This is a genomic window from Phytohabitans houttuyneae, assembly GCF_011764425.1.
Lineage (GTDB): Bacteria > Actinomycetota > Actinomycetes > Mycobacteriales > Micromonosporaceae > Phytohabitans > Phytohabitans houttuyneae.
Window position 1 is genome coordinate 1053312 of record NZ_BLPF01000003.1, and the last position, 15075, is coordinate 1068386.

Here is a 15075-nt window from a genome sequence, read left to right on the forward strand (position 1 = left end):
CCGCAGTGCCCGGCTCATGCGAGGTCCCGCCGCTCGTCGCGGGCCTGGATGCGCAGGAAGACCACCGACAGCACGACGATGATGAGCGCCAGCACGGTGGCGATCGCCGAGCCGTACCCGACCTGAGCCTTCTCGAAGAAGTTCTGGTAGGCGAAGTACGACGGCACGAGCGTGGCGTTGCCCGGGCCGCCGCGGGTGAGCACGAAGATCTGCCCGAAGATCTTCAGCGCGGCGATGGTGGTGGTCACCAGTACCACGTAGATCTCGGGTTTGATCTGGTGGACCGCGATGCGGGTGAAGCGCCGCCACCAGCCGGCCCCGTCGATCGACGCCGCCTCGTAGAGCTCCGGGTCGACCCGCTGGAGTCCGGACATGAACATCACGACCGGGTAGCCGACCTGGAACCAGATCATCACGACCATGACGCTGTAGAGCGCGTAGGTCGGGTCGCCCAGCCAGTTCTTGGCGAGGCTGTCGAGGTTCGCGCCGGTGAGGATCGCGTTGAGCGCGCCGAAGCTGGGGTTGAGGATCCAGCCCCACACGATGCCGGTGACCGCGACCGGGAGTACCTGTGGAAGGTAGAACCCGGACCGCAGCGCGCTGGCGGTGCGCGGGCCGATCGCCTTGGCCACGTAGTCGAAGAGCACCGCGGCCAGCACGAGGCCGATCAGCGTCGGCACGACCGCCATCGCCACGATCAGGAAGATGATGTTGCGGAAGGACGCCCAGAAGTTGTCGTCCTCCAGCAGCCGCGTGTAGTTGTCCAGCCCGATCCACTCGGGGTACCCACCCCCTGCCACCGGGTGAAGCTGATGCCCACGTTCATCACGAGCGGCACCACGATGACCACCAGCGAGAGGAGCGCGCCGGGGATCAGGAAGGCGGCGTACCCCCGATTGGATCTCATTTGCCGAGGCTGGTCAGGTTGTCGTTGTACGGCTTGGCGATCTCGTCGAGCACCGCCTCGGGGCTCTTCGTCCCGTTGATCAGGTGCTGCGCGCCGGCGACGAGCACGTCGTAGTAGCCGGGCGCCGGCCAGTCGGGGTAGAAGGCCAGCCCGTCCGTCGACGTCACCTTGTTGAAGTTGTCGATCAGCTCCTTGCTCTTGGCGTCGGTGATCGCCGCCGGGTCGGCCAGCACGGGCACGCCGCCGGAGTTGCCGAGCAGGTTCTGGATCTCCGGCTTCATCGTGATGTCGATGAAGTCGTACGCCAGGCTCTTGTTCTTGGCGTTCTTGGGGACGACCCAGATGTTGCCGCCGGAGCCCGGGTGCAGCGTGTTGCCGGGGAACAGGAACGTGCCCCACTCGAACTTCGCCTCGGCGACGAAGCGGCCGTACCACCAGCTGCCGGAGATGACCATCGGGAACTTGCCCTGGGTGAAGGAGACGCCCATCGGGTCGGCCTTGATGCCGGCCGAGTCCTTGGGGATGTACCCCTTCTTGACCCAGTCCGCGAACGTGTTCGCCGCGTACGTGAACTCGGGTCCCTTGAAGTCGACCTTGCCCTTGTAGAGCTGGAAGCTGTCCACGAAGGCGCGGTTGGCCTTGGCGAGCGCGAGCTCGTAGAGGATCTGCTGCGCCGGGTACTCCGCGCCGCCGACCGACAGCGGCGCCACGCCGGCCTTCACGAACGTGTCCATCGCCGCCTCGAACTCGGCGAGCGTCGTAGGCACCTGCACCTTGTGCTTCGCGAAGAGGTCCTTGTTGTAGTAGACCATCACGTACTCGGCGTAGTTGGGCACGCCGTACCACTTGCCGTCGCCCATGATGCCCTCGGCGTCGTACTTCGAGGTCGTCTGCAGGCTTGGGCCGATCTTGTCCCAGCCGCGCTTGCCCGCCTCCTCGGTGAGGTCGGTGAGCAGCCCCTGCTTCGACAGCAGGCCGGCGGTCGCGTTGCCCTTGTTGTACTCCATGATGTCGGGCGCTTCGTCCGAGTTGAGGATCATTCCGGCGTTCTGCCGGATCTGCTCGAAGCCCTTCTCCTCGAACTGCACCTTGACGCCGGGGTGAGACGCCTCGAACTGCTTGATCGCTTCGGCCCAGGCGATGCCCATGGCGCTGTTCGCACCCTCGTAGTGCCAGAGCTTGAGGGTCTTGCCGTCGCCGCTGCCGGCGCTGTCGTCGGAGTCGGCGCCGCAGGCGGCCAGGACCAGCGATGCGGCGGCGAGTACGGCGACGGTGCCCGCGCGTAGGCGAGAAGTTGACACTGCTGCCTCCTCGTGGAGCGGTGAGCGGACCGGGGCCCGCGTAGCGAGACAGGGGTGGGTACGGGGTGCGGCTCGCCGGCCCGGCGTCAACGGGCCCGCGCCCCGGTCGGGCGACGTGTCGAATGCGGTGCCGTCGAAGCGCCTTGTCGAAGCGCTTCGACTACCCGCTCGCAAGCTAACTTGACCACCGGCCGCCGTGTCAACGGAATCAACCGATGATTTCGTAACGGTTTCGGCAAACCGGCTCCTCCGAATAGTTCGTATGGCGTCTAAACTATTGACAGGTTCTCGCGCTCTCGGCAAGTGTCGTGCGCGTGCGCGTTCCGAGAGCCTGGCTGGCTGCCGCTGTCACCGCCGTCCTGCTCGCCCCGGTCGCTCCCGCGCGGGCGGCCGAGCCGGCGTATCCCTTCCGCGACCCCGACCTACCCCTCGCCGTGCGGATCGACGACCTTGTCGGCCGCCTCACCCCGGCGGAGAAGATCTCGCTCCTGCACCAGTACCAGCCCGCGATCCCGCGCCTTGAGATCGGCGCGTTCCGCACCGGCACCGAGGCCCTGCACGGCGTCGCCTGGCTCGGCGAGGCGACCGTCTTCCCGCAGGCCATCGGCTTGTCCACCACCTGGGACCCGGAGCTGATCCGGCGGGTCGGCGACGCCGTCGGGCGCGAGGCCCGCGGCTTCCACGCACAGGACCCGGCGAACAACGGCCTCAACCTGTGGGCGCCCGTCGTCAACCTGCTGCGCGACCCCCGCTGGGGCCGCAACGAGGAGGGGTACTCCGAGGACCCGTACCTGACCGGCGTGATGTCCACCGCGTACGCGCGCGGCCTCGCCGGCGACCACCCCACCTACCTGCAGTCGGCGCCGACGCTCAAGCACTACCTGGCCAACAACAACGAGGTGAACCGCGACACGGCCTCCTCCGTGCTGCCGCCGCGGCTGCTGCACGACTACGAGTACGCGGCCTTCCGCCCGGCCATCGCGGCCGGCGCGGCGACCGGCGTGATGACCTCGTACAACCTGCTGAACGGGCGACCGGCCACTGTGGAGCCGTCGCTCGACGCCGAGGTGCGCACCTGGTCCGACCGCGACCTGCTGGTGGTCAGCGACGCGTACGCGCCCGGCAACCTCACCGGATCCCAGGCCTACTACGCCACCCAGGCCGAGGCGAACGCGGACGCGGTCAAGGCGGGCGTGGACAGCTTCACCCAGGACGGGAGCAGCGCCGCCTCCACCGTGGCCGCCCTCACCGCCGCCACCGAGCAGGGTCTGCTGTCCTGGTCCGATGTGGACGACGCGCTGCGGCACATCTTCTCGATCCGCTTCCGCCTCGGGGAGTTCGACCCGCCCGGGCGCAACCCGTACGCGGCCATCACGCCCGACGTCATCGACTCGCCGGAGCACCGCCGGCTCGCCCGCCAGGCCGCCGACGCGCAGCTGGTGCTGCTGAAGAACGAGCGCGCGACCCTCCCGCTGTCCGCGGGGAAGGCCCGCCGCGTCGCCGTCGTCGGGCCGCTCGCCGACTCCGTCTACACGGACTGGTACAGCGGCACCCCGCCGTACACGGTCACCCCGCGGCAGGGCGTCACCGACCGGCTCGGCGCCGGCGGCACCGTCGTCGGCGGCGAGGGCGTGGACCGGATCGCGCTGCGGGACGTGGCCACCGGGCGGTACGTCACGGCCACCGGCACCACCGACGCCGACGCCGTCACCGTGGCGGGGACGGCGGCCGGGGAGGCGGCGCAGTTCGACGTCTTCGACTGGGGCGAGGGCCTGCTCACGCTGCGCAGCGCGGCCAACGGGCGCTACCTCGGCTACAACTGGGGCCCGTTCGTCACCCGCGACACCCAACCCAACGGTTGGTACGTGCAGCAGCAGTTCAAGCTGGAGGCGCAGCCCGACGGCACGTACGCGATCCGGTACGCCGGCTACGAGACCCGCGAGCCGTGGTTCCCGGCAAACCGGTACCTGACCGTCGACTCAGGCGGCCGGCTGGCGCTCGGCGCTCCGACGGTCGCCACCGCCGCGCGGTTCGCGAAGGAGGTCGTGCGCAGCGGCACGCAGGACGCGGTCGCCGCCGCCACCGGCGCGGACGTCGCGGTGGTCGTGGTCGGCAGCATGCCGGCCATCAACGGGCGGGAGACAAACGACCGCGTCTCGACCGCGCTGGCGCCGAGCCAGGCCGCGCTCGTCAAGGCGGTCCGCAAGGCCAACCCCAACACGGTCGTGGTGCTGGAGAACAGCTACCCGACGACGGTCAACTGGGAGCAGGCGAACGTGCCGGCGATCCTGTGGACCAGCCACGCCGGCCAGGAGACCGGCAACGCGGTCGCGGGCGCGCTCTTCGGCGACACCAACCCGAGCGGGCGGCTGACCCAGACGTGGTACCGCTCGGACGCGGAGCTGCCGAGCATCCTCGAGTACGACATCGCCAAGACCGGCATGACGTACCTCTACCACCGCGGCACACCGCTGTACCCGTTCGGCCACGGGCTGAGCTACACGACGTTCGGGTACTCGCCGCTGCGCGTGGACGCGACCGGCGTATCGCTCGACGTCACCAACACCGGGCGGCGTCCGGGCGTGGAGACCGTGCAGCTGTACACCCGCCTCGGGCATTCCCGGGCCCAGCAGCCGCTCAAGCAGCTGCGCGGCTTCGCGCGGGTGTCGCTCGCGCCGGGCCAGACGACGTCGGTGCGCATCCCGCTGCGGGCTGGCGACCTGTCCTACTGGGACGTGACGCGCGGCCGGCCGGTGGTGGAGAGCGGCACGTACGACCTGCTGGTCGGCTCCTCCGCCACGGACATCCGGCGCACGGCGACGCTGAAGGTGAAGGGCGAGACGACCCCGCCGCGCACCCTCCGCGCGCCGGTCGCGGCCTGGACCTTCGACGACTACGCCGGCACCACGCTGGTGGACACGACGAAGCAGGCGGGCACCGCGGTAGCGGCGACGGCGGCGGGGCAGTGGGTGCGGTACTCCGATGTGGACCTGGGCGGGGGCCCCGGCCGGGCCACCCTGCGGGTCTCCGCGGACGCCCCCGCCGGCGTCGAGGTCCGCCTCGACCACCCGACCCGGGGCCGGCTGCTGGGGACGGTCGCGGTGCCGGCCACCGGCGGGCGCTACGCGTGGACCGAGGTGTCCGGCGCGCTGGCCCGCACCGGCGGGCGGCACGACGTGTACCTCGTGTTCACCGGCGCCGCCCGGCTGGACACCGTCCGCCTGGCTTGACCTCAACCACGCTTGAGGTTGAAGACTCGGCCCCATGCGTGCGATACAGGTGGCCGCCTTCGGCGGTCCGGAAGTGCTCACGGCCGTCGACCTGCCCGACCCGGTCCCCGGGCCGGGCCAGGTCGTGGTCGGCATGGCCGTGGCCGACGTCATCCTCCTCGACACCCTCCTGCGCGGCGGCTGGGGGCGCGAGGTCTTCCCGCGCCCGCTGCCGTACGTGCCCGGCGGCGGGGGAGCGGGCGAGGTGCTGCGGGCCGGCGCGGGCGTCGACCCGGCGTGGGTGGGCCGGCGGGTGGTGGTGCGCACCTCCGCCGGGTACGCCGAGCAGGTGGCCGCCGACCTCGGCGAGGTGACGCCCGTGCCGGACGCGCTGCCGCTTCCGACCGCGGCGGCGCTGCTGCACGACGGCGTGACCGCGCTCAGCATGGAAGGGCTCGGCGCGCCCGAGAAGGGCGAGTGGGTGCTGGTGACGGCGGCCGCGGGCGGGGCCGGCTCGCTGCTGGTGCAGCTGGCGGCCGCCGCCGGCGCGCGCGTGGTGGCCGCCGCCTCCAGCGAGGCCAAGCGCGCGCTCGCCCGCGACCTCGGCGCCGAGGTCACGGTGGACTACACGCGGGCCGGTTGGACCGAGCGGGTACGCGCGGCGACCGGCGGCGGGGTCGCGCTGGCCTACGACGGAGCCGGCGGCGCACTGGGGACGGCCACTGTGGACGCGCTCGTGGACGGCGGGCGCCTGGTCACGTACGGCTCGGGCGACGGCCTCGCCGCCCCGGACCCGGCGGTGGTGGAACGCCGCGGCCTGCGGGTGGCCACCCCGCTGCTGGACGGCCCGCCACCGCCGCCGGTCGTGCGGGAGCTGATGGAGCGGGCGCTCGCGTACGCCGTCGAGGGGCGCCTGCGCCCGGTCATCGCGGCAACATATCCGCTGGAGCGCGCGGCCGACGCGCACCGCGCGCTCGCCGCGCGGACGGTCGCCGGGAAGTCGCTGCTGCTCGTCGGGTCCTAACTCGACAGTCGCTTGTGGTACACCACGAAGTCGGCCGGCGTGGCCAGCAGCGGCTCCAGCCCGGGAAACTCCTCGGCGAAGCTCGCGGTGCGCACCGGCCGGTAGCCGATCCTGGTGTACCACGCGCGCAGGAACTCCTTGACCGGGTGCTCCCACTCGCGCGGCAGCAGCAGCTCCAGCTGCATCGTCGCCAGACCCTGGTCGCGCGCCCACCCCTCGGCAAACTCGACCAGCCGCCGCCCGAGTCCCGCCCCGCGGTGCTCCGGGCTGGCCACCAGCATGCCGAACTCGCCCTCGCCGGTCGCCAGGCGCTGCACCCGCACCGCGCCGGCGAGATGCCCGTCCACGCGGGCCGCGGCGAGCTCGCCCGCGCGCACGATGCCGGCCAGCGCTTCCACGGTGGTCCGCTCGGTGCCCTCGCGCCAGATGCCCTTCTCCGCGTCGGCGTAGACGCGGTTGATGAGGTCGGTCGCCTCCGCCAGGAACGCGGCGTCGCCGCTCGCGGCCGGCGGCACGAAGAGGATCTCTACGCGGGTCACCCGGCCATGGTGCCACGGGCGCGGGCGCGCGAGAGCTCGTCGAGGTTGGCCCGGGCCCAGGCCCGGACGTGGTCGATGAGGCCGAGGAGGGTACCGCCGAGCGGCGTGAGCTGGTACTCGACGCCGTCCGCCACCGGCCGGCGGGTGACCAGCCCGTCGCGCTCCATCGCGTCGAGGGTCTCGGCGAGGACCTTGGCGCTGATCGGCCGCAGATGCCGGCGCAGCTCACCGAAGCGGCGCGGTCCGGCCTCCAGGCACAGCACGATCATCGCGGTCCACTTGCCGCCGATCTGGACCGGGAAGGCGCTGCTCGGGCAGAGCGGGTCGAAGGCCGGCAGCGGCGCCACGGTCCCGTCCATCCGGCCCAGGCTACCCGGTTACGTTGCGGTGACCGGGTACCCGCGATCTAGCCTCGCGCCATGCCAGACACCTCCGCCGAACCGTCCCGCCGCGCGGCCGTCATCGGTGCCGGCGGCCGGGTCGGGCGCGCCGTCACCGCCGCCCTCCTGCGCGATTCCTGGGACGTCGTCGCCGTCGTCCGCGACCCGGAGCGGCACGACCTGCCGCCGCACCCGCGGCTGCACGTCACGCGGGGCGACGCGCAGCGGCCCGACGGGCTGGCGCCGGCGCTTGCCACCGTCGAGGCGGCGGTGCTCGCGGTCACACCCTTCACCGCGCCGCCGGACTCGTTCGACGGCTTCGATCCTGACTACTACGTCACGATCGTCACCGGGCTGGCCGCGCACTGGCCGGCGCCGCACCGCCGGCTCGTCGCGGTCGGGCTGGCGGCCACCCTCCGGCTGGACACCGGCGAGCTGGTCATGGACGACCCGGAGCTGTTTCCGCCCTTCCTGCGCCCGTTCGCGCTCGCACACGCACGGCAGGCGGACGCGCTGCGTGACACGGGCTGGAATGGGCGATGTTGGTACCACCGTCAGGTTTCGGCCTCGCGCCGCCGGCCGGCCCTGGACGGTCGCTCGTGCGTGAGCCGGTGACCCGGCGCCAGGCCACGGCGGGGCTGTCCCACGCGGACTACGCGGACGCCGTCGCCGGCGAGCTGGGGGCGCCGACCCTCCACGGCGGTCGGGCCGCCGTCGTGCCGCCGCCTGTGGATGACCTGCCTATGCTGGCCGGGTGAAGCCCGAGGAGCTCAAACACCTCCGGCGCGCGCGCGACCTCATGGACCGGGAGTACGCGCGGCCGCTGGACGTGCCCGCGATGGCCCGTACCGCGTTGATGTCGCCGGCACACTTCTCCCGCCAGTTCCGCGCGGCGTACGGCGAGACGCCGTACAGCTACCTGATGACCCGGCGGATCGAGCGCGCCAAGCTGCTGCTGCGCCGCGGCGACATGAGCGTCACCGACGTGTGCATGGCCGTCGGGTGTACCTCGCTCGGCTCGTTCAGCTCGCGCTTCACCGAGCTGGTCGGCGAGTCGCCGAGCGCGTACCGGGCGCGCAACCACGCGGACCTCGGCGCCATCCCCGGGTGCTGGGCGAAAGTCGTCACGAGGCCGAGCAGGAATCGAGAAGCGCAGGCCAGCCCCGCCTCGTAACGTTCGGGGTATGGATCTTTCCGTTAAGTACACATATCTCGAAGTCGACGACCACGAGGCCGCGCTGGCCTTCTACCGCGACGCCCTCGGCCTGGAGGTGCGCCAGGACGTCGCCATGGAGGGGGCCCGCTGGCTGACCGTCGGGCCGAAGGCGCAGCCGGAGCTCGGCGTCGTCCTGTCGACCGTGGGCGTGGGCCGCCCGGCGGAGGACGCGGAGGCGCTCCGGGCCCTTCTCGCGAAGGGCTCGCTGGCCGGCCTGGTGCTGGAGACCGACGACGTGGACGCCACCTTCGAGTCGGTGCGGGCGACCGGCGCCGAGGTCATGCAGGAGCCGATCGACCAGCCTTACGGCACGCGGGACTGCGCGTTCCGCGACCCGGCCGGCAACCAGGTCCGGATCAACCAGCGCGCGAAGGCCTGATGCGAAAGGCCGCCCGCCGCGGTGTGCGGCGGGCGGCCAAGGCACTCGTCGGGCCTACCGCGTCTCGCGGAACTCGACGTGCCGCCGGACCGCCGGGTCGTACTTGCGCAGCACGAGGCGGTCGGGGTTGTTGCGGCGGCTCTTCCTTGTCACGTATGTGTAGCCGGTGCCGGCGGTGCTCCGGACGGAGATCACCGGCCGGTTGTCGGTGCGGCGAGCCATGATCAGCTCCTCCTTCGCTGTTGACAATCGTTGCCAACAACGAGGCGGCGCGTTTCATGCCCGCGCCGGGCTCACATCTCGGTGCCGACGTTGAGCACGTTGCCGTCCGGGTCGCTGAACCAGACGGCTCTCATCTCCTCGCTGACCATGACGTCGTCCTTCCACTCCATGCCCTCGTACTCGAAGGTCAGGAAGGTGACGCCCTTCTTGCGCAGCTGGTCGATCTCTTCGTCGAACTGCTTGTCGGTCACCGAGAAGGACACCGCGGTGGCCTTGTTCGTGCCGGCATACTCCGACTCGTAGACGAACAGCTTTCCCTCACCGCACCTGTACATGATGCCGCCGGCCGCCTCCTGCAGCGGGGTGAGGCCGAGCGTGCCCTCGTAGAACTTCCTGGCCCGCGCGACATCCGCCGTGGGCAGCGTGGCGATCGGTGTGCAGTCCGACAGCATGGCGACCTCCCGTGTCGTTGACGCCTTGCCCCACTTTCGAACGCTACGCCGGCCCGCCGGTGCCGGAGGGCGAAACGTCAGAGCGCCGGCCGCGCCTTGTGGTGGGCGGTCACCGACTGGAACGCGTCCGCGACCCGCAGCGCCACGCCGTCGTCGCCGGGTTTGGCGGCCACCTGCATGGACAGCGGCATCCGCTCCGCGCGGGAGAAGCCGGTCGGTATCGCGACCGCCGGTGCCCCGCTGAGGTTCCAGATGTTGGTCTTGCTGCCGCTGGACGGGCGCGGCAGCGGCGGGTTGCCGCCGGCCTTGAGGCCCGCGATGTTGTCCGCGGCGTGGATGACGACGTCGATGTCGTCGAACATCGACAGGAAGCCGTCCCGCCACAGCCGCCGCACCCGTTGCGCCTGCAGGTACGCGGTCCCCGGCAGCATGAGGCCGGCGACGACCTTGTTGCGGTAGTCCTGTGACATGTTCTGCGGCTGGGTGAAGAGGTTGCGGTGCTGGAACGCCGCGACCTCGGCGCTGCGGATCGGGTCGTAGAACGAGCTGACGCTGCTGAGGCCGGTCAGGCGCGCCTTGCTGCGCACCGGCCGCACCGTGGCGCCCAGCGACCGGATCACACCGACCGCCTCCTCGAACGCGGCGACCTCCTCGTCGTTGGGCACGCCGCTGAGGAAGTCGTCGGGCACCGGTACGCCGACCACGATGCCGTGCAGCGGCCTGCGGCCGGTGTTGCGGGCCACCTCGTCGGCGAGCCGGTACCGCTTCACCTTGCGGCTGAACGGGTCGAGCGGGTCCTCCCCGCCGATCGCGTCGACCAGCAGCGCGGCGTCCCGGGCGCTGTGCACCAGCGGCCCGGGGTGGTCCATCGACCAGGCCAGCGGGAAGATGCCGTGCAGGCTGATCGTGCCGTAGGTGGGCTTGAAGCCGGTGAGCCCGCAGTTGGCGGCCGGCCCGCGGATCGAGCCGCCGGTGCAGGTACCCATGCCGATCATGAACTCGGACGCACCCGCGCCCGCCGCGGACCCGGAGCTGGACCCACCGGGGTGCGGGCCAGGTCCCAGGGGTTGTTCGCCTCGCTCGCGGTCGACGTGGCCAGCTCGCTGGTGCCGACCTTCCCGAGGATGATGGCGCCGGCCGCCTTGAGGCGGGCCACCGCGGTCGCGTCGAAGTCCGGGACGAAGCCGGTGTACAGGCGCGAGTTGCCCTCGGTCACCTTCCCCTTCGTGAAGTAGATGTCCTTGAGGCCGACGGTGATGCCGTGCAGCGGGCCGCGGTAGTGGCCGCGGCGGATCTCGCGCTCCGCCTCGCGGGCCGCGGCGAGGATCTCCGCGGCCGCGTACAGGTTCACGAACGCCTTGACCTTCGCGTCGACGGCCGCGATGCGGGCGAGGGTGGCCTCCGCGAGCCGCACGGGGAGAGCTTGCGGGTGCGGATCAGCTGCGCCGCCTGCCACACCTCCAGGTCGTACAGCGGCACGTCCGGCACCCCGCCGCCGAACGGCGAGGCCTGTGCGGGCGCGCCGGCCAGGGTGGTGGCGACGCCGGCCACCGCCGCGCCCGCGACGAGCGTGCGGCGGCTCACCGTGGCGGTCACGGGAGCCACTCCGGTACCAGCTGCGTCAGCGGACCCGGCGTGCGCTCCTGCGGGATGCCGGCGAGCAGGGCGTCGCACTCGGCCGCGCCGTTGAGCACGTCGGCGGCGATCGCGGTCGGCAGGTGGATGTCGGACAGGCCGAGGAGTGGGGCAAGCTGTCTGGCGAGTTCGAGCGCGGTCTCGTTGGTGTAAGGGGGCGGCATGACACTCCCTCCGGTACGGTGACCCGGGTCGATGTGGACTGAGCGTGCGATCAGCCAGCCCAGAGATCAACAGTCGAAACCAAGTCGCCTCGGGGTATTAACGCGCCTGTGCCCGTCCGGCCGGTCTGTCCGGTTTACGCAGCGCCGTTGCCCGAAAGTGCCTGGCGCCGCCGCGACGTGAGGCGCACTCTCGACATATGACCGGCGTGATCGCGACGACGCGGGCGGCGGAGCCGACAAAGGCCGCGCTGCTGGAGCGGATCCGGGCCGGCATCATCGGCGAGGGCGCGGTGCTCGACGGGCCGTACGGGCCGCGCCGCATCACGTACGCGGACTACACCGCCTCCGGCCGCTCCCTCGACTTCATCGAGGACGCGATCCGCGCGCACGTGCTCCCGCGGTACGCGAACACGCACACGGAAAGCTCCGGCACCGGCCTCGCCACCGGGCGGCTGCGCGAGGAGGCCCGCCAGATCATCCACGACGCGGTCGGCGGCACGGAGGACGACCTCGTCATCTTCTGCGGCTCGGGCGCGACCACCGCGGTCAACAAGCTGATCGGCATCCTGGAGCTGCGCCTGCCCGCCGGGCACCCACGTCCCGAGCGGCGGCCGGTCGTGTTCGTCGGGCCGTACGAGCACCACTCCAACGAGCTGCCGTGGCGGGAGAGCATCGCCGACGTGGTGCCGATCGGCGCCGACCGCGACGGGCACATCGACCTCGACGAGCTCGCCGCGCTGCTCGACCGGTACGCCGACCGCCCGCTGCGCATCGGCAGCTTCTCCGCCGCCTCCAACGTCACCGGCATCCTCTCCAACGCCGACCGGGTCGCCGCGCTGCTGCACGCGCACGGGGCGCTGTCGTTCTGGGACTACGCGGCGGCCGGGCCGTACGTGCCGATCCGGGTGCGCGAGTCGGCGCCGGGAGCGGCCGACCACAAGGACGCGGTGTTCCTGTCGCCGCACAAGTTCGTGGGCGGCCCGCAGACGCCCGGCGTGCTGGTGGTCCGCCGCGAGCTGGTCCGCAACGCCGTCCCCACGGTGCCGGGCGGCGGCACCGTCGCGTTCGTCGACCCGACCTCGCACCGCTACCTGGACGACCCGGTCGCCCGCGAGGAGGGCGGCACGCCGGCGATCGTCGAGTCGATCCGCGCCGGGCTCGTCTTCGCGCTGAAGGAGGCGGTCGGCACCGACGTGATCCAGGCCAGCGAGGAGCGGCTGTGGAAGCGCGCGCTGCGCCGCTGGTCGGCCAACCCGGACGTCGAGCTGTTGGGCAACCCGGACGCCCGGCGGCTGTCGATCGTCTCGCTGCGCGTCCGCCGCGGCGACCGGTACCTGCACCACAACTTCGTCGTGGCGGTGCTCAACGACCTGTTCGGCATCCAGTCGCGCGGCGGCTGCTCGTGCGCCGGGCCGTACGGGCACCGGCTGCTGGCCATCGACGTCGTGCACTCGCACCGCTTCCAGGACGAGATCAGCCACGGCTGCGAGGGCATCAAGCCGGGCTGGACCCGGATCAACTTCAACTACTTCATCTCCGACACCGTCGCCGACTACCTCGTGGACGCGGTCGACCTGATCGCGCGGTACGGCCACCGCCTGCTCGCCGACTACCGCTTCGACCCGCGCACCGGGCTGTGGCGGCACCGCGCCGGCACCAGCCGTCCGCCGCTGCGGCTGCGCGACCTCATGTACGCGGCGGACGGCACGCTCGCCCGCCCCGCACGGCCGCGCAAGGCGGGGGAGGAGGCGCTGGCCGGCTACCTGGACGAGGCGCGGCGGCTGCTGGCCGACCACCCGGAGCCGTCCGGCGACGGGCCGACCGGACTGGCCGGCGACTTCGAGGCGCTGCGCTGGTTTCACCTGCCGCCGGGATGTCTCGACGGCGAGTCGCCCGCGCCCGGTCCGTGCGGCGACACCGGGGTTTCCGCCTAAGATCCACATCATGCTGCGCAACCGGGACGCCGACTGGGACGCGTGGCCGGTGGAGGACTACCTCACGGAAAACTACCGCCGGCTGCACCGCGCCGACGAGGCGGTCATCGACCACCACAGCGAGGTGTACGCACGGCTGGCGCCCGACTCCCTCGACCGCACCGTCGAATGTGGAGCCGGCCCCAACCTGTACCCCTTGGCGCTGGCCGCCGCCGCGAGCCGGCTCGTGCACGCGGTCGAGCCCAGCGCGGCCTCCGCCGGCTACCTGCGCCGCCAGCTCCGCGACGGTCCGGACCCCAGCTGGGAGCCGTTCTACGCGCGGTGCCGGCAGCGCAATCCGGCGCTGCCGCCGTCGCTGGCCCAGGCCCTTTCCCGGGTACGGGTGACCCGCGCCGACGCATTCGCACTGCCGGAAGGGCGGTACGCGCTCGGCTCGATGAACTTCGTCGCGGAGAGCGTCACCGAGGACGGGGAGGAGTTCGCGGCGTTCTGCCGCGCGTTCACGCGCGCGGTGCGCCCGGGCGGGCACCTCGTGGCCTCCTTCATGGAAGGCATGGGCCGCTACTCCATCGCCGGCGGGCGGGACTGGCCCGGCGTCCCGGTCGACGTCGCACGGGTGACCGAGGTCTTCGCCCCGCACACCGTCGACCTGGCGGTGCGCCGCATCGACGCCGACCCGGACCTGCCCGACTGGGGCTACACCGGCATGATCCTGCTCTCCGCCCGCCGCGACCCCACCCGCCCCACTGGCCCCACCCGCGGTTGATCAGGGAGTTGGTCGGCGTGGCGGCCGGCGTGTCCGCCCGCGAGGTCCCTGATCAACCCGCGGGGCCGGGGTGGAGCTGGTGGCGGACCCAGACGTTGGGCTCGACGTAGACCGCGGTGTCGTGAACCGGGTCGCAATGGACGGGGACCAGCGCTTCGGGGACCTCGACGGGGCCGGGCGTGTCGAAGGGCAGGCCGGTCCACTCGCGCCAGTCGGCGAGCGGGGCGGTCAGCGTCATCGACGTCGGTGCGATGCCGACGAGCTCACCCCCGGCGCGGACGTGGGTGCGCAGCCACGGGTCGGCGGGGAGCCCGTCCGGGCGGGTGCGGGCCGCGTACGACGCGAGCGGCACCTCCGGCTCCTCGTGCTTGTGCGTGGGGCGCACCGGGATGAGCAGCGTGCCGAACCCGTGCCGTGCGGCGTTGGTGCGCATCGCGTCCACCATCACGCGGGAGACGCCGCGCCCCTGCCACCGCGCCGCGACGGTCACCTCCACGCCCACCACCAGGCGACCGATGCGGCCGTCCAGCAGGTCGGCGGCGGCCGTCATGATCGCGGCATCGTGCCCGTCGGGCGGCAGGCTGCCGGGCTGCCAGGAGACCGGGAAGCTGTACGCCTTCGCCACCGGCTCGTCCGGCGCCGACCTGTCGACCGCGACAAGGCAGAAACCCGGGTGGCGGGGGGCCACGGAGGCGTAGAAGAGCGCCGAGAGGGGATGGTGATGCAGGAAGCGCGGCCAGGTGCCCAGGAGGTCGTCAAGTAGGGGGGCAAGATCCGGACGTTCGGCGATCGTCGCCACCTGAAGGTCCACAGGCCGCTCCTGAACGCTGCTTCAACGGATCATCCGAGGGTTAGCCTACGGATATTGGCCCGGCAGTGGGGCCAGCGGATTGGCCTGCCAGCCGGAAATCGGTGCCAGGCCCCCGGCCGGTCGCGCACGCGGGAGA

Annotated in this window: 17 protein-coding genes and 1 pseudogene; 8 read left to right on the forward strand and 10 right to left on the reverse strand. The window is 72.2% G+C overall.

Annotation, left to right across the window (positions count from 1 at the left end; all coding sequences use genetic code 11):
* Window positions 1–14: 14 nt before the first annotated feature.
* The gene (locus Phou_RS39665; protein ID WP_246274256.1) at window positions 15–800 is read right to left on the reverse strand and encodes a carbohydrate ABC transporter permease; all 786 of its coding nucleotides are present in this window, start codon (window positions 798–800) and stop codon (window positions 15–17) included.
* A 103-nt stretch (window positions 801–903) separates the two neighbouring features.
* Entirely contained in the window at window positions 904–2208 is a 1305-nt protein-coding gene (locus tag Phou_RS39670; RefSeq protein WP_173067381.1) for an ABC transporter substrate-binding protein, read from the reverse strand.
* Window positions 2209–2522: 314 nt separating this feature from the next.
* Between Phou_RS39670 and Phou_RS39675 the strand changes: the two genes are divergently transcribed.
* On the forward strand, window positions 2523–5438 hold the full coding sequence (locus Phou_RS39675) for a glycoside hydrolase family 3 protein (RefSeq protein ID WP_246274258.1): 2916 nt from the start codon (window positions 2523–2525) through the stop codon (window positions 5436–5438).
* 34 nt (window positions 5439–5472) lie between these two features.
* On the forward strand, window positions 5473–6441 hold the full coding sequence (locus tag Phou_RS39680) for a zinc-binding dehydrogenase (RefSeq protein WP_173067384.1): 969 nt from the start codon (window positions 5473–5475) through the stop codon (window positions 6439–6441).
* Here Phou_RS39680 and Phou_RS39685 read toward each other — a convergent pair.
* Together Phou_RS39685 and Phou_RS39690 are read right to left on the reverse strand one after the other, a co-directional pair.
* The gene (locus Phou_RS39685) at window positions 6438–6980 is read right to left on the reverse strand and encodes a GNAT family N-acetyltransferase (RefSeq protein WP_173067387.1); all 543 of its coding nucleotides are present in this window, start codon (window positions 6978–6980) and stop codon (window positions 6438–6440) included. The genes Phou_RS39680 and Phou_RS39685 overlap by 4 nt on opposite strands.
* Window positions 6977–7339: a winged helix-turn-helix transcriptional regulator gene (locus Phou_RS39690; RefSeq protein ID WP_173067390.1), complete on the reverse strand. Its 363-nt coding sequence runs from the start codon at window positions 7337–7339 to the stop codon at window positions 6977–6979. Before Phou_RS39690 ends, Phou_RS39685 begins: the two co-directional genes overlap by 4 nt.
* A 60-nt stretch (window positions 7340–7399) precedes the next feature.
* Here Phou_RS39690 and Phou_RS39695 point away from each other — a divergent pair, with 60 nt between their 5' ends.
* From Phou_RS39695 to Phou_RS39710, 4 genes are read left to right on the forward strand one after another with little or no spacing between them, the layout of a single operon-like run.
* A complete protein-coding gene (locus tag Phou_RS39695) occupies window positions 7400–7975 on the forward strand; it encodes an NAD(P)-dependent oxidoreductase (RefSeq protein WP_173067393.1) in 576 nt (191 codons plus the stop codon).
* Complete coding sequence (locus Phou_RS39700) at window positions 7960–8118, forward strand: hypothetical protein (protein ID WP_173067396.1); 159 nt, start codon at window positions 7960–7962, stop codon at window positions 8116–8118. The genes Phou_RS39695 and Phou_RS39700 overlap by 16 nt, the downstream gene beginning before the upstream one ends.
* Window positions 8119–8159: 41 nt before the next feature.
* The gene (locus Phou_RS39705) at window positions 8160–8534 is read left to right on the forward strand and encodes a helix-turn-helix transcriptional regulator (protein ID WP_218579549.1); all 375 of its coding nucleotides are present in this window, start codon (window positions 8160–8162) and stop codon (window positions 8532–8534) included.
* Between the two features lie 10 nt (window positions 8535–8544).
* Window positions 8545–8955 carry a VOC family protein gene (locus Phou_RS39710; RefSeq protein WP_173067402.1) on the forward strand — a complete coding sequence of 137 codons (411 nt, stop codon included), beginning with the start codon at window positions 8545–8547 and terminating at the stop codon, window positions 8953–8955.
* Between the two features lie 54 nt (window positions 8956–9009).
* Here Phou_RS39710 and rpmG read toward each other — a convergent pair whose 3' ends face one another.
* The 5 genes and pseudogenes from rpmG to Phou_RS39740 form a co-directional block, all read right to left on the reverse strand.
* Window positions 9010–9177 (reverse strand): 50S ribosomal protein L33, encoded by a 168-nt coding sequence (rpmG, locus tag Phou_RS39715; protein WP_173067405.1) that lies wholly within the window; start codon window positions 9175–9177, stop codon window positions 9010–9012.
* A gap of 71 nt (window positions 9178–9248) precedes the next feature.
* On the reverse strand, window positions 9249–9629 hold the full coding sequence (locus Phou_RS39720; protein WP_173067408.1) for a VOC family protein: 381 nt from the start codon (window positions 9627–9629) through the stop codon (window positions 9249–9251).
* A gap of 77 nt (window positions 9630–9706) precedes the next feature.
* Window positions 9707–11085, reverse strand: a pseudogene (locus Phou_RS39725) (amidase).
* A complete protein-coding gene (locus Phou_RS39735; protein WP_173067414.1) occupies window positions 10977–11225 on the reverse strand; it encodes a hypothetical protein in 249 nt (82 codons plus the stop codon). Before Phou_RS39735 ends, Phou_RS39725 begins: the two are co-directional and overlap by 109 nt.
* Window positions 11222–11428 (reverse strand): hypothetical protein, encoded by a 207-nt coding sequence (locus tag Phou_RS39740; protein WP_173067417.1) that lies wholly within the window; start codon window positions 11426–11428, stop codon window positions 11222–11224. Before Phou_RS39740 ends, Phou_RS39735 begins: the two co-directional genes overlap by 4 nt.
* A 197-nt stretch (window positions 11429–11625) precedes the next feature.
* Here Phou_RS39740 and Phou_RS39745 point away from each other — a divergent pair, with 197 nt between their 5' ends.
* The gene (locus Phou_RS39745) at window positions 11626–13362 is read left to right on the forward strand and encodes an aminotransferase class V-fold PLP-dependent enzyme (protein WP_173067420.1); all 1737 of its coding nucleotides are present in this window, start codon (window positions 11626–11628) and stop codon (window positions 13360–13362) included.
* Window positions 13363–13372: 10 nt separating this feature from the next.
* A complete protein-coding gene (locus Phou_RS39750) occupies window positions 13373–14128 on the forward strand; it encodes a class I SAM-dependent methyltransferase (protein WP_173067423.1) in 756 nt (251 codons plus the stop codon).
* A 52-nt stretch (window positions 14129–14180) separates the two neighbouring features.
* Here the strand turns inward: Phou_RS39750 and Phou_RS39755 are convergent, their stop codons facing one another.
* Window positions 14181–14939: an N-acetyltransferase gene (locus Phou_RS39755; protein ID WP_173067425.1), complete on the reverse strand. Its 759-nt coding sequence runs from the start codon at window positions 14937–14939 to the stop codon at window positions 14181–14183.
* Window positions 14940–15075: the final 136 nt, after the last annotated feature.